The sequence below is a fragment of the Fibrobacter sp. UWR3 genome, from assembly GCF_900143055.1.
Taxonomy (GTDB): domain Bacteria; phylum Fibrobacterota; class Fibrobacteria; order Fibrobacterales; family Fibrobacteraceae; genus Fibrobacter.
The window spans coordinates 338,685-350,120 of the sequence record NZ_FRCW01000001.1; the positions used below are offsets into that span (position 1 = coordinate 338,685).

Below are 11,436 nucleotides of genomic sequence, written 5' to 3' on the forward strand. Positions count from 1 at the left end.
TCATGGCTAGAAGAACTCGTAAATACGCTGACGACGTCCCGTTCTCGATTACCTCGATGATGGACATGATGACCATCATCCTGGTGTTCATGATCAAGAACATGGACGCTGAAGGTCAGCTCTTGACCCAGGCCGAAAACCTGATCCTTCCGGTCTCCACGTCCAAGCTCCAGCCGACAGAAGTTTCTCTGACGGTCGTGATCGATAAGGAATACGTGGTGGTCGACAATGAGAAAGTCGTGCCGACTTCGGACGTGCTTGCTCAGGAAGATCTCTGTGTTCAGCCTGTTCTTACTACCCTTTACGGGAAACGTAAGGCCGAAGTGGACCAGCACTTGCGTCAGGGCCAGCCTGCCGACGAAGCCGGTAGCGTTGTTGTCCAAATCGACAAGAACATCCCTTACGACGCCATGTATAAGGTGATGGCTACCTGCGGTATCGCTGGCGTGCCGTCCTGCAACTCTTCCGAAGGCGAAACTGGCTACGAGAAGATGAGCGGCTATACGAACGTTTCCTTTGCCGTTCTCGAAAAGAACGGAGGGGAGGAATAATCTATGGCTAAGAAAAATACTCCTGTAGATCCGTTAGTTGCGGCTCTTATGCCTGAATCCGACAAGAAGATGGCCACCATCGCTGGTGCGTCTGTGCTTGTCGCTCTTGCCCTTTCTTTCTGGGCCTCCATGTACGAAGTGGTCGTCGATGAAGTTATCTTCGACTCTTCTGAAGGCCCCGACCTGACCGCCCAGATGTCTATGGACGAGAAGAAGGAAGAAAAGAAGGAAGAGAAGAAGAAGGAAGAGCCCAAGAAGCCCCGCAAGAAGGCGGGTGGTGGTGGCAAGCCCCGTGGTAAGGGCCAGCCGAACGCTCCGCAGACTCGCGGCGTGCTCAAGCTCCTCACTGCTCAGACCAAGACTGCTAGTGCTGCTGCCTACGACCTCATGAAGAACCAGAAGTTCACCAAGGACATCGATAAGGTTCTTAAGGACGTGGCTGGCCTCCAGACGACGGGTAAGACCGTTCTCGGTGGCCGTCGCGGTAAGGCTGACGGTGGCTTCAACGAAGGCTATGCTGAAGGCGGTGCCGGTGGTATCGGCGACGGCCTCGCAGGCCTCTTCGGCGGTGGCGGTGGCGGTATTGCTACCAAGGCCAAGGGTAACATCAAGACCCCGTCTGCCCGTGACATTGACATGGGTGCAGGTGGTGGCTCTCGTTCCGCAGCGGACATCATGAAGGTCGTCCGTCAGCGTACCCCGGGTCTGCGCCACATCTACAACAAGTTCCTGAAGAAGAAACCGGGATTCCAGGGTAAGGTTACCCTGAAGTTCACGATCGCTCCGGGTGGCGAAGTTATCAGCATTTCCATTGTGTCTTCCACCACTGGTTACGGCGAATTCGATGCTCAGATCAAGGGCGCCGTCTCCAACTGGACGTTCAGCAAGGTTAAGTCCGGTAACACCACCGTTACGATTCCGTTCACCTTCTCCGAATAACGGAAAACCTGTTGAAAAAAGGCCACGCTCAAAAAGCGTGGTCTTTTTTTATTTTTCTATTGCGTTTTTCTTTAATTTAATCTAACTTTATAACAGAATTTTTAATAGGAGTCCTCAAATGAAGTTGAGATCAGCAATTGCCGTTGGCGCTGCTTTTGGAATCCTCGGGGTAGGTTCTGCTTTCGCTACCTTCGCTCGCGTCGAATCCATGGGCAAGAACACGACCTACATCATGGATGATGTGAGTATTTTCGACAACCCTGCAAACATCAATCTCTACCCGAACTACTTGATTGGTGAGTTCGGACCTTACACGCAGGATGTCGCTACGGGTACGAACCAGGACCCGATGCACCCGAACTTCGGCGGTATCTTCTCGCTCTCCCTCGGTGACGAGAACAATCCGGATCCGCGTCTTTCCATCGGTGGTCTCTTCGGCCGCATCAACGAGGAACTCGCACGCTACCTGCCGAACCGCGTGATTGCTGAAAATGGCCGCGACATCTCTAACGTTCCCGAAACCGTTACTAACTTCGACGGCTTCCTCGGGTTCACGCTCTCTAACGGCGACGCTCTCGGCTTGCACATCTACATTGCACACCAGGACGGTGGCTACGAGACCCCGAGTGGCATCTACCAGGTCGATGACAATGCATACGCTTCCATCGTGCAGGCTGATGCAGGCTTGAACATGCAGTTCGGTGCGAACATCGACTTCGAGTTCATGTTCGCTCTCGCTCGCATCCAGTTCGGCCCTGACCACAAGAACTTCTTCGATGATGGCGACTTCAGCTTCCTTGCCAAGTCCCGCGCCTTCTTCACCCTCGAGGCAATCGACGGCGAACTGGTACCCGCGGTTTCCGCTAAGTTCATCGAAGCTCCGGGCATCGACAACAAGCGTGCCCAGGTCGGCCTCGGCATCAACGTCGCTCTCGACCGCGGCTTCTTCTGGTTGGGTCTCGACTTCATCTGGGACAAGCTCGAGGCTCATGACTGGAGCATTGACTACACCACTGGCGAGAGGGTCTACAATTCCTACGACAACGACGATCCGGCTTGGGATGAACGTCGCGACATCGGCGGCATGATCAGCTTCGGTATCGAACGCAACATCTGGTGGGACTGGTTCGTGATCCGCGTCGGCGGTCAGAAATCCATCCTCTACACCGACTGCGACCAGAACGAAAAGAACAAGGGCCGTTCGGGCATCTGCACCGACAGCGGCAACTTCTTCAGCACGAACCCGCTTGCTAACGGCACTGCCGACGACCACGTGGGCTTCGGCTTCGGTATCAACATCGAAGAAAAGCTGAAGATCGACGTGACTGTCGCCGAAGACCTGCTGTTCCGCAACCCGTTCCAGGGTGAAGGCCGCATCTTCTCGAGAATCTCTGCTACCTACTCCTTCTAGTAGGCAAGGACTGGCTATTGAGGAATGCTCTCCAACCGGAGGGCATTTCTTTTTTTTGTTGCGATGATAACTATTTTTTCAACCATGAAATACTTGCTTATTTTGCTTACGGCGATTGTCTTGTTAGGTTGTTCTGAAAGGACGGAACGTATTGAGAATAAATTAAACGCGTATGTCCAGGAAGACCTCAAGTTTATTGTGGCCCAGACCATCCATGCATCGGGTGACCGTAGCGGAATCCTTGATACGCCCTACTACCGCGTGAAGGACTTCAGGCTGTTTGCGGGCGATACGGCCGCCATCTATTCGGCGTATGCCGAGGTGGACTTCTTCATTTATCAGGACATCAACATGCACGAGAAGCGCAAGTACCGCTACGACGCCCATGCGCGCCAGTGGGACCGCTATTACAAGGCGCTCAAATTCGGGCAGGATTCCTTGGACCGCAAGGAAAAGCAGAAATAAAAGTTTTATATTTTCGCTTGTAAGGATTCACCTTTTCAAAGGACCATATTTTGTTCGGACTCTTCTCCTGTGATATCGGTATCGACCTGGGTACGGCGAACACTCTCGTTCACGTGGCAGGCCAGGGCATTGTCATTAACGAACCTACGGTGATTGCCGTGGACAGCAAGAACAATCGCGTGTCGGCGATTGGTTTCGAGGCGAAAAAGATGCTCGGCAGGACTCCGGGCGAGACGCGTGCCGTGCGCCCCATGCGCGATGGCGTGATTGCGGATTTTGAACTGGTCGAAACTCTCCTCCAGACCTTCATTAAGCGCGTGCAGAAGTACCCGCTGTGGATTGTCAGGCCCCGCGTTGTTGTGGGCGTGCCGAGCGGCATTACCGAAGTGGAAACCCGCGCCGTTATCGATGCCGCCAAGCAGGCTGGTGCGAAGGAAGTCCACCTGGTCCACGAACCGATGGCTGCCGCTGTCGGTATGGGCATCCCTGTGGAAGACCCTGTGGGTAACATGATTGTGGATATCGGCGGCGGTACTTCCGATATCGCGGTGATTGCCTTGAACCACACCGTCTGTAGCGCGTCTGTGCGCGTGGGCGGCGACGAGATGGATGAAGCCATTGTTCGTTACCTCCGCACGATGTATAACCTCCACGTGGGCGAAAGCACTGCCGAACAGATCAAGATCCAGATTGGTTCTGCAAGCCCGCTCGAGGAAGAACTGACCATGGAGGTCAAGGGTCACGACTTTATTGCCGGCATGCCGCGTACGATGACGATTTCGAGCACGGAAATCCGCGAGGCCTTGAATGAACCCGTGACTGCGATTATCGAGGCTGTGAAGCAGGCTCTGAGCATTACGCTCGCTGAACTTTCTGCCGACATTTACGACAAGGGTATCATCATGACTGGCGGTGGCTCTCTGCTCCGCGGTTTCGATGAACGTATCCGCAAGGAAACGGGACTCTCGGTGAATGTGATTGACGAAGCGCTCACCTGCGTTTGCAAGGGTGCCGCTCGCATTCTCGAGGACCTCGACAAGTATCGCCCCGTGTTGGTAGCATCTTCCAATTAACGGGGATTCTACTGTTCGATGCTTAGGGCGTTCCGCTTTATAGTTGAACTGTTTACTCAAAGGCATGGCGTTGTCGCTTTTGCCTTTTTCTTGCTTGTTGGTCTCTTGATGCGGCAGGCTCCGCAGACGGTGCGCGAGAACATAATCTCTACGGCGCTCGGTACGGTGTTCTATCCGGCACAGATGGTCGTATCTTCGGTGGGCGCATACCATTCGGTGGTTGAAGAGAACGAACGCCTGAAAGAGGAAAATGCACGCCTGCGTCAGGAAACGTACTATGCGAGTGAGGGCTTGCAGGAACTGACAAGACTGCACACGTTGGTCCGGTTCGATGACAAGTGGGATTACCCGATTGTGACAGCGCGCGTGGTGGGGCATAACCCTGGCAGGTTCCTTACGACGCTCGTGATTAATCGCGGTACGATACAGGGCGTGAAGGAAGATATGCCCGTGTTCTCGATGAACGGGCTCGTGGGCAAGATTACGAAGGCGACAAGCACGCATTCGCATGTGCAGTTGCTGGTGGACCCGAACCTTAAGTTGTCTGTACTCGAGAAGAAATCGCGCGTGGTGGGGTTCCTTGAATCGGTTGACGGCCACCTGCTTACGGCGATGATTCCTTCGCATGCGGGCGTGGAAGTGGGCGATACGCTCATTACTTCGGGGCTTGGCGGGATATTCCCGAAGGGGATTCCCGTGGGTACGGTGAAGGCGGTTCGCAAGTCTGACCTCGATGTGATGCGCCAGATGGATGTGGCTCCGTTCCAGGAGTTCTCGGCGCTCGAGGAAGTGTTCGTGATGGAAAAGGAACCGGAATGGATTATCCAGGAGTTGCTCGATGAACAATAGCTGGAAATGGATTCGCGTTCTTATTTTGTTTGTAATCTGCTTCGTGTTGCAGACGACGGTTGCGGATTGGCTCTCCATTTTTGGAGCAGGGCCCGACTTCGTGCTTATTTTGATTGTGTCGATTGCGATAAAGCACGGGCCTGCGGCCGGTGCGCTGTGGGGATTCCTTGCGGGCTTTACGCAGGACGTTTACGCCCCGGTGGAATGGCTCGGCGCAAATACGATTTCGATGACGGTGCTCGGGTTCTTTGTGGGCCAGCTTGAAGAGCGGTTCCTTACGCTGAACCTGCCCGCGAAGGTGGGCGTGCTCGGTTTCGGGTTCCTCCTTTGCGACATGCTCTATTTCTTCTTGACCGGACTTGAGAAGGACGTGGTCACGAACCTGTTCTTCTCGAAGACATTGCCGGAATGCGCCTATACGATGGTTATCGGGGCCGTTGTGTTCCACTTGTCTGTCGGAAAGAAGAAACGCCATGCTTAGCATGTCGGATAACGACAGCGTCCAGACCAGGAACTGGAACGTGCTGGTGTTCATGGCCGGCGTGGTGATTCTTTTTACCATTCTCCTGGTTCGACTCTTTAGCTTGCAGTATCTCGATTACGACGAGAACTTCCAGCGCTCTGAGAACAACCGCCTGCGCCGTGTTGTGCTTGTGGCGGAACGCGGGTTCATTTACGACCGCAATGGCGAAGTGATGGTGCAAAACCGCCCCTCTTACCAGATTGCCTTGCAGGCGATGCACTTGCCGCGCAGGGATTCTGCCCGCGCGATTATTTTCAACCGCCTCTTGCAGATTGTGGACAAGAACGGCGAACGCATGTTCGACTCGCTTTCGCTCGATACGGCTTTCCAGAGGGCGCACTGGATTAAGAACCGCCCGATTCGCATTCTCGAGGACGCATCGCCCGAGCAGGTGGCGATAATCGAGGAACACTCGAGCGAACTCCCGGGCGTTACGACGCTCATCGAATCGAGACGCGAGTACCCTTACGGGACGCTCGCTTCGCACGTGCTCGGCTACACGAGCGAGATTTCGGAAGAACAGCTGAAGTTGCCCGAGTTTGCGGACTATTCGCAGGGCGACCGTATCGGCCAGAAGGGGCTCGAGCAGCATTACGATAGCGAGTTCCGAGGCAAGAACGGCCTGAAGCTTGTGGAAGTGAACGCGATGGGCCGCGAGGTGGGCCTGGTGCGCGGTGTGGAGAGTGAACCGCCTGTCCCGGGACTGCACCTGGTTTCTACGATTGACCTCAAGTTGCAGAAGGTGGCGGAAGAGGCGATTGCCGACAGCGTGAAGGGTGCGCTCGTGGCGATTGACCCGCGCAATGGCGAGATCCTCGCCATGGTGAGTTCGCCGCGCCTCGACCCGAACATTTTCTCGTTGAAGAAGCGCGAACGCAACAAGGGCTGGGCACAAGTGGCGCTCGATTCCATGCGCCCGCTCACGAACCGTGCGATTTCGGGAACGTACCCCCCTGCATCGGTGTTCAAGCTTGTGACCGCCGGCGCGGGGCTCGAGAGCGGAATACTTTCGGAGACGAAGTATTACCCGAAATCCTGTACGGGTGGCTACCAGTTCGGTTCGCGTTACCAGAAGTGCTGGGGCGTGCACGGCAACCTGAACGTGGTGCATGCATTGAGGCTTTCGTGTGACGTGTTCTTCTACCAGGCGGGTCTCGATATCGACATGGCCCGCATCAACGAGTTCGGGCGCCGCTTCGGCTACGGCGAGCAACCGCTCGGCATTGACATTCCGGGCGAGAAGAGCGGCTGGCTCCCGGATTCGGTGTCGTTTAACGAAAGGAACAAGAGGCTCGGTTGGCGATGGGCGCGCGGACTTATCCTGAACCTCTCGATTGGGCAGGGGCAATTGGTTACCCCGCTGCAGCAGGCGACGTTCATCGGCTCGCTTGCGACGAACAAGGGTGTTTACCGCCCGCACCTCATGAAGGAACTGCGCGACTACAAGGGCAACGTGGTGAAGGAATTCGAACCCGAGATAGTGCGGCCCGGGAAGATGAAGCCGGAAACGCACAGGATTCTCCTTGCGGCGATGGATTCCGTGGTGAACCATCCGGGCGGCACGGGCAAGCGCGGCGCGCTCCCGGGTATCCGGGTGGGCGCGAAGACGGGTTCCGGCGAATGGAAGAAGGGCGAGAAGACTCACGCCTGGTATGCGGCTGTGGCCCCGCTCTATGACCCGCAAATCGCGGTCGCCGTGATTCTCGAGGCGGCAGGCGGTGGCGGCGCGAAGGCGGCCCCGATTGCGCGCAAGGTGATGATGGCGTATTTCGGGCTTGAAGAGGAGGCGAAGAAATGAAACTGAACCATTTCCTCGACAATACCAGGAGAGTGGATTGGCTGTTCCTCGGCATAACGCTTGCCCTCATGACGTGTGGCGTCTGCCTGGTGTATTCGGCGACGGCGAGCGACAACCTGCCTTTTTACGAGACTCTCTGGTTCAAGCAGATTCTCTACTTTGCTGGCGGGTGCGTCTTGGCCGCGGGTATCGTGTTCCTGAAGATTGACTGGCTGAAAAGGGCGACGGTCCCCCTGTATATTTTGTCCCTGGTGTTTCTCTTCGTGGTGCTGTTCGTGGCGGGTGACGTGGTGAAGGGCGCGGGCCGTTGGATTGACCTCGGGCTATTCAAGCTGCAGCCTTCCGAATTCGCGAAGATTGCCTACCTGCTCACGATATCGTACTGGCTTTCGCGCCACCCGGTGAGCCTCTACAAGGTAAAGACCTTCGTGGTTCCTGCCCTGTTGTTCATTGTGCCTTTCGCGCTGGTGCTCAAGCAACCCGACCTGAGTACGGCCCTCGTGTTCATCGCGGTCACGTACGTGGCGTTCTTCTTTGCGGGCCTTACGCTCACCGACATGTTCCTGCTTGCAAGCCCGGTGCTTTCGGTGCTGTTCTCGCATTCCCAGGACATCGTATTCCAGGTGCTATGGGGCCTCCTGATTTGCGCGGTGGTGTTCGCGTTGGTACGCCGCAGGCTCCCGAAGGTGCTGACGGTGCTTTTTCTTGCGGCGAACATCCTTGCGGGTTACGCGAGCTCGATGGCGTGGAATATGCTGGAACCTCACCAGCAGAAGCGCGTGCATACGTTCCTCGACCCGACGAGCGACCCTAAGGGTGACGGTTACCAGGTGCTGCAGTCGCTTACCGCGATTGGTTCGGGCGGCCTTACGGGCAAGGGCTTTGGTCAGGGCACGCAGACAAACCTCGCGTTCTTGCCCGAAGAACACACCGACTTCATTTTCAGCGTGCTCGGGGAACAGTTCGGCTTTGCGGGCTGCCTGTTCATACTCTCGCTCTACACGCTGTTCCTGTGGCGGGCGAGTTCCACGTGCAAGTTGTTCGCGGACCCCTTCATTACGCTCATTACCATGGGGGCCTGTACCATATTCCTGTTCCACATGATAGTGAACATCGCGATGACTATCGGGCTCATGCCCGTGACGGGGCTTCCGCTCCCGTTCCTTTCGTACGGCGGGTCGTTCGCCCTTACCTGTATGGTGCTTGTGGGCGGAATCCTCTGCATGCGATTCCAGGGTTGGCGTCAGTAAAAAAAACAGGCGTTTTGGCTCATTTTCCGTTTGAAACCGTTTATAGGTATAGGAGGGCGGTTTCATTATGGAAATTATCCGTCGTTGTACAAACTTTCTTTTTGGTATGGAGTGCCTGGGCTGCGGCCGGGCATCGGAACAGCTGGACCCCTGGCTGTGTTCTGCCTGCAGGGAAGAACTTGCCCGCGAGGCGCTGGCATATTCGTTCCCTTCGCCCGATGCTATGTGCATGTTCCCCGTGCGTCCGCTTACGCGCAGGCTCGTGCATGCGCTCAAGTACAGGGGGCTTCCGGGAATGGCGTCGTACCTGGTAAGGCGATCTACCGCGGTGAAGGGGGGCGAAATCGCGCAGAGCATGGCGTTGCTTGCAAGGCCGTTCTACTTTGTGCCTGTCCCCCTGCACAGTTCGAGGTTCAGGGAACGCGGGTACAACCAGGCGCAGAAGATTGCGGCGGCGCTCGCCACCTGCACCGGGGGTCGTGTTTGCAACTGGCTTTCACGTACGAACTTCAGGGTGTCGCAGACCAAGCTTTCGCGCGAGGAGCGCGGCTATAATGTGGCGGGCGCGTTCGAGCCGAAACTGCCGAGGAATATGCCTTCGCGGGGGACTATCTTTGTGGTGGACGACGTTTACACGACCGGGGCGACTACGGGGGCGTGCGTGCATGCCCTGCGCCGCGGGACGGTGCTCGATACGAAGGTGTGCACGCTCCTTTACGACGAGCCCGTATCCGCGACGATGGACTTCGTGGCGGACTGCCGGATGGAATGGGATGGCAATTATGGCGATTGAGTTACTAGTTCCGAGTTCCAAATAAAAAAGCGGGCTTCGATATGCTTCTCGAAACCCGCAATTCGAATAACTAGTAACTATTGACTAATAACTGGCACCGAAGGTGCCGAGATAGCGGAGGAAGAGGGACTCGAACCCCCAAGCCTTACGGCGGCGGTTTTCAAGACCGCTGACTTACCAATTAGCCTATTCCTCCGGATTCAACGCCAACAATAAAAAACTCACGCCATTTCGTCAATGGAATTTGGGCGATTGTCTTTGGCGGGAATGAATATTAATTAAATTTTTCAATATGGAGACAATTGCAGAAAATACTGTGGTGGAGAACAAGCGGGTCCTTGACCTCCTGTTCTCCTACATGCCGAAAATCGCCGCGGAAAGGAAGATGGACAACCTGCTCGTGCTTATGGCCGACATGGGTCGTTCCCTTGTCCAGGCGGACCGCTGCTCCCTGTGGCTTACCGACGAGGAGCACGGGGAACTGTGGACGAAGGTCGCTCATGGGGTGAGCGAGCTTCGCATTCCGATTGCGGCTGGTTTTGTGGGCTGGTCTGTGAAGAACGGCCAGCCGTTGCTGATTCCCGATGCCTACCTTGACCCGAGGTTCGACCATCGCAGCGACGAGAAGACCCACTACCGCACGACGTCCGTGATGACCGTGCCCCTGTTCGATTCGCAGGGAAAGGTGATGGGGGTTTTCCAGGCGATAAACAAGCAGGGCGAGGAGAAGGTATTTTCGAACCAGGATCTGGAACGCCTCTCGCTTACCGCCGTGTATTCTGCAAAGACTGTAGAATCCGCCCGACTGACCTCGGAGGTCGAAGACTCCAAGGATGAACTCGAGGCGACGCAGGAAGAACTGATCCACATCCTGGGCGACGTTTCCGAATCCAGGAGCCGCGAGACGGGGGACCATATCCAGCGCGTGGCCGAAATTTCTTACAAGCTGGCGCAGTACTACGGGCTCAACGAAGAGGAGGCGCAGCGCATTCGCCTTGCCGCCCCGATGCACGACCTGGGGAAGGTCGCCATTCCCGATGCCATCCTGAACAAGCCGGGCCGGTTCACCGACGAGGAATACGAGGTGATGAAGTCCCACGCCATCAAGGGCGAGGAAACCCTCATGAAGTCGAAGCGCGACCTGTTGCGCTTTGCGGCGACGCTTGCGGGCTCGCATCACGAGCGCTGGGACGGCAAGGGCTACCCGCGTGGACTCAAGGGCGAGGAAATCCCGCTGGCAGGCCGTATCTGCGCCGTGGCCGACGTTCTGGATGCCCTCTCGAGCCCGCGCTGCTACAAGCCCGCGTGGCCCGAGGAGAAGGTCAAGGAAGAATTCATCAAGCAGCGCGGAGCGCAGTTCCAGCCGGAACTCATCGACGTGCTTGTGGAGCACTGGGACGATGTTTTCGAGTGCTTCAGGCAGGCGCGCGCGAAGTTCGAGGCTGCTGCAGTATAAGACCGCTCGCGCTAGATTCTAGTGCAGTGTCTCCGGTTTGCGCTCGCTTTCGCCTTCGACGACTCGTTAGGACAAGTCGCCTCCGGCTCACGAAGACCGTTCGCGTTTATATTGCAAAAAATTTACGGGACCCGGGATAATGGGCCCCGTTTTTTTGTTTTTCGGTGTTTTTTGCAAAAAAGAAAACCCCCGACTTTGGGTCGGGGGCCTTCGTGGTTCCGATTGGAATTGAACCAACGACACGCGGATTTTCAGTCCACTGCTCTACCAACTGAGCTACAGAACCATTTGGTAAGCCAAAGATAGAAGAAAACGTGATATTTGTCAA

The 11,436-nt window shown here is 56.1% G+C and carries 11 protein-coding genes and 2 tRNA genes; 11 read left to right on the top strand and 2 right to left on the bottom strand.

Annotation, left to right across the window (positions count from 1 at the left end):
- Positions 1 to 2 precede the first annotated feature (2 nt).
- The 10 genes from BUA44_RS01605 (at position 3) to BUA44_RS01650 (ending at position 9,652) form a co-directional block, all read left to right on the top strand.
- On the top strand, positions 3 to 551 hold the full coding sequence (locus tag BUA44_RS01605) for a biopolymer transporter ExbD (protein WP_072807804.1): 549 nt from the start codon (positions 3 to 5) through the stop codon (positions 549 to 551).
- A 3-nt stretch (positions 552 to 554) separates the two neighbouring features.
- Positions 555 to 1,490: an AgmX/PglI C-terminal domain-containing protein gene (locus BUA44_RS01610; RefSeq protein ID WP_072807805.1), complete on the top strand. Its 936-nt coding sequence runs from the start codon at positions 555 to 557 to the stop codon at positions 1,488 to 1,490.
- A 118-nt stretch (positions 1,491 to 1,608) separates the two neighbouring features.
- Positions 1,609 to 2,901: a hypothetical protein gene (locus tag BUA44_RS01615; protein WP_072807806.1), complete on the top strand. Its 1,293-nt coding sequence runs from the start codon at positions 1,609 to 1,611 to the stop codon at positions 2,899 to 2,901.
- A gap of 84 nt (positions 2,902 to 2,985) precedes the next feature.
- Complete coding sequence (locus BUA44_RS01620) at positions 2,986 to 3,366, top strand: hypothetical protein (RefSeq protein WP_072808000.1); 381 nt, start codon at positions 2,986 to 2,988, stop codon at positions 3,364 to 3,366.
- A 50-nt stretch (positions 3,367 to 3,416) separates the two neighbouring features.
- Entirely contained in the window at positions 3,417 to 4,439 is a 1,023-nt protein-coding gene (locus BUA44_RS01625) for a rod shape-determining protein (RefSeq protein WP_072807807.1), read from the top strand.
- 18 nt (positions 4,440 to 4,457) lie between these two features.
- Complete coding sequence (gene mreC, locus BUA44_RS01630; RefSeq protein ID WP_072807808.1) at positions 4,458 to 5,288, top strand: rod shape-determining protein MreC; 831 nt, start codon at positions 4,458 to 4,460, stop codon at positions 5,286 to 5,288.
- Positions 5,278 to 5,769, top strand: coding sequence for a rod shape-determining protein MreD (gene mreD, locus BUA44_RS01635; RefSeq protein WP_072807809.1), 492 nt, complete (start codon positions 5,278 to 5,280; stop codon positions 5,767 to 5,769). Before mreC ends, mreD begins: the two co-directional genes overlap by 11 nt.
- A complete protein-coding gene (gene mrdA / locus BUA44_RS01640; protein WP_072807810.1) occupies positions 5,762 to 7,609 on the top strand; it encodes a penicillin-binding protein 2 in 1,848 nt (615 codons plus the stop codon). The genes mreD and mrdA overlap by 8 nt, the downstream gene beginning before the upstream one ends.
- Positions 7,606 to 8,859 carry a rod shape-determining protein RodA gene (gene rodA, locus BUA44_RS01645; RefSeq protein WP_072807811.1) on the top strand — a complete coding sequence of 418 codons (1,254 nt, stop codon included), beginning with the start codon at positions 7,606 to 7,608 and terminating at the stop codon, positions 8,857 to 8,859. The genes mrdA and rodA overlap by 4 nt, the downstream gene beginning before the upstream one ends.
- Positions 8,860 to 8,926: 67 nt before the next feature.
- Positions 8,927 to 9,652, top strand: coding sequence for a ComF family protein (locus BUA44_RS01650; RefSeq protein ID WP_072807812.1), 726 nt, complete (start codon positions 8,927 to 8,929; stop codon positions 9,650 to 9,652).
- Between the two features lie 115 nt (positions 9,653 to 9,767).
- On the opposite strand, the gene BUA44_RS01655 is transcribed toward BUA44_RS01650, so the two are convergent.
- Positions 9,768 to 9,848: transfer RNA gene (locus tag BUA44_RS01655), tRNA-Ser, on the bottom strand.
- 96 nt (positions 9,849 to 9,944) lie between these two features.
- On the opposite strand from BUA44_RS01655, the gene BUA44_RS01660 reads away from it, so the two are divergent.
- Positions 9,945 to 11,108, top strand: a complete 1,164-nt coding sequence (locus tag BUA44_RS01660) for an HD domain-containing phosphohydrolase (RefSeq protein WP_072807813.1) — start codon at positions 9,945 to 9,947, stop codon at positions 11,106 to 11,108.
- 213 nt (positions 11,109 to 11,321) lie between these two features.
- On the opposite strand, the gene BUA44_RS01665 is transcribed toward BUA44_RS01660, so the two are convergent.
- Positions 11,322 to 11,394: transfer RNA gene (locus BUA44_RS01665), tRNA-Phe, on the bottom strand.
- Between the last annotated feature and the right edge of the window lie 42 nt (positions 11,395 to 11,436).

What these genes read in the sequence shown, in the direction of transcription:
- BUA44_RS01610 (WP_072807805.1), top strand. Translation starts at nt 555, where the DNA reads ATGGCTAAGAAAAATACTCCTGTAGATCCGTTAGTTGCGGCTCTTATG.
- BUA44_RS01620 (WP_072808000.1), top strand. Translation starts at nt 2,986, where the DNA reads ATGAAATACTTGCTTATTTTGCTTACGGCGATTGTCTTGTTAGGTTGT.
- BUA44_RS01605 (WP_072807804.1), top strand. Translation starts at nt 3, where the DNA reads ATGGCTAGAAGAACTCGTAAATACGCTGACGACGTCCCGTTCTCGATT.
- rodA (WP_072807811.1), top strand. Translation starts at nt 7,606, where the DNA reads ATGAAACTGAACCATTTCCTCGACAATACCAGGAGAGTGGATTGGCTG.
- BUA44_RS01650 (WP_072807812.1), top strand. Translation starts at nt 8,927, where the DNA reads ATGGAAATTATCCGTCGTTGTACAAACTTTCTTTTTGGTATGGAGTGC.
- BUA44_RS01660 (WP_072807813.1), top strand. Translation starts at nt 9,945, where the DNA reads ATGGAGACAATTGCAGAAAATACTGTGGTGGAGAACAAGCGGGTCCTT.
- BUA44_RS01615 (WP_072807806.1), top strand. Translation starts at nt 1,609, where the DNA reads ATGAAGTTGAGATCAGCAATTGCCGTTGGCGCTGCTTTTGGAATCCTC.
- mreD (WP_072807809.1), top strand. Translation starts at nt 5,278, where the DNA reads ATGAACAATAGCTGGAAATGGATTCGCGTTCTTATTTTGTTTGTAATC.
- mreC (WP_072807808.1), top strand. Translation starts at nt 4,458, where the DNA reads ATGCTTAGGGCGTTCCGCTTTATAGTTGAACTGTTTACTCAAAGGCAT.
- mrdA (WP_072807810.1), top strand. Translation starts at nt 5,762, where the DNA reads ATGCTTAGCATGTCGGATAACGACAGCGTCCAGACCAGGAACTGGAAC.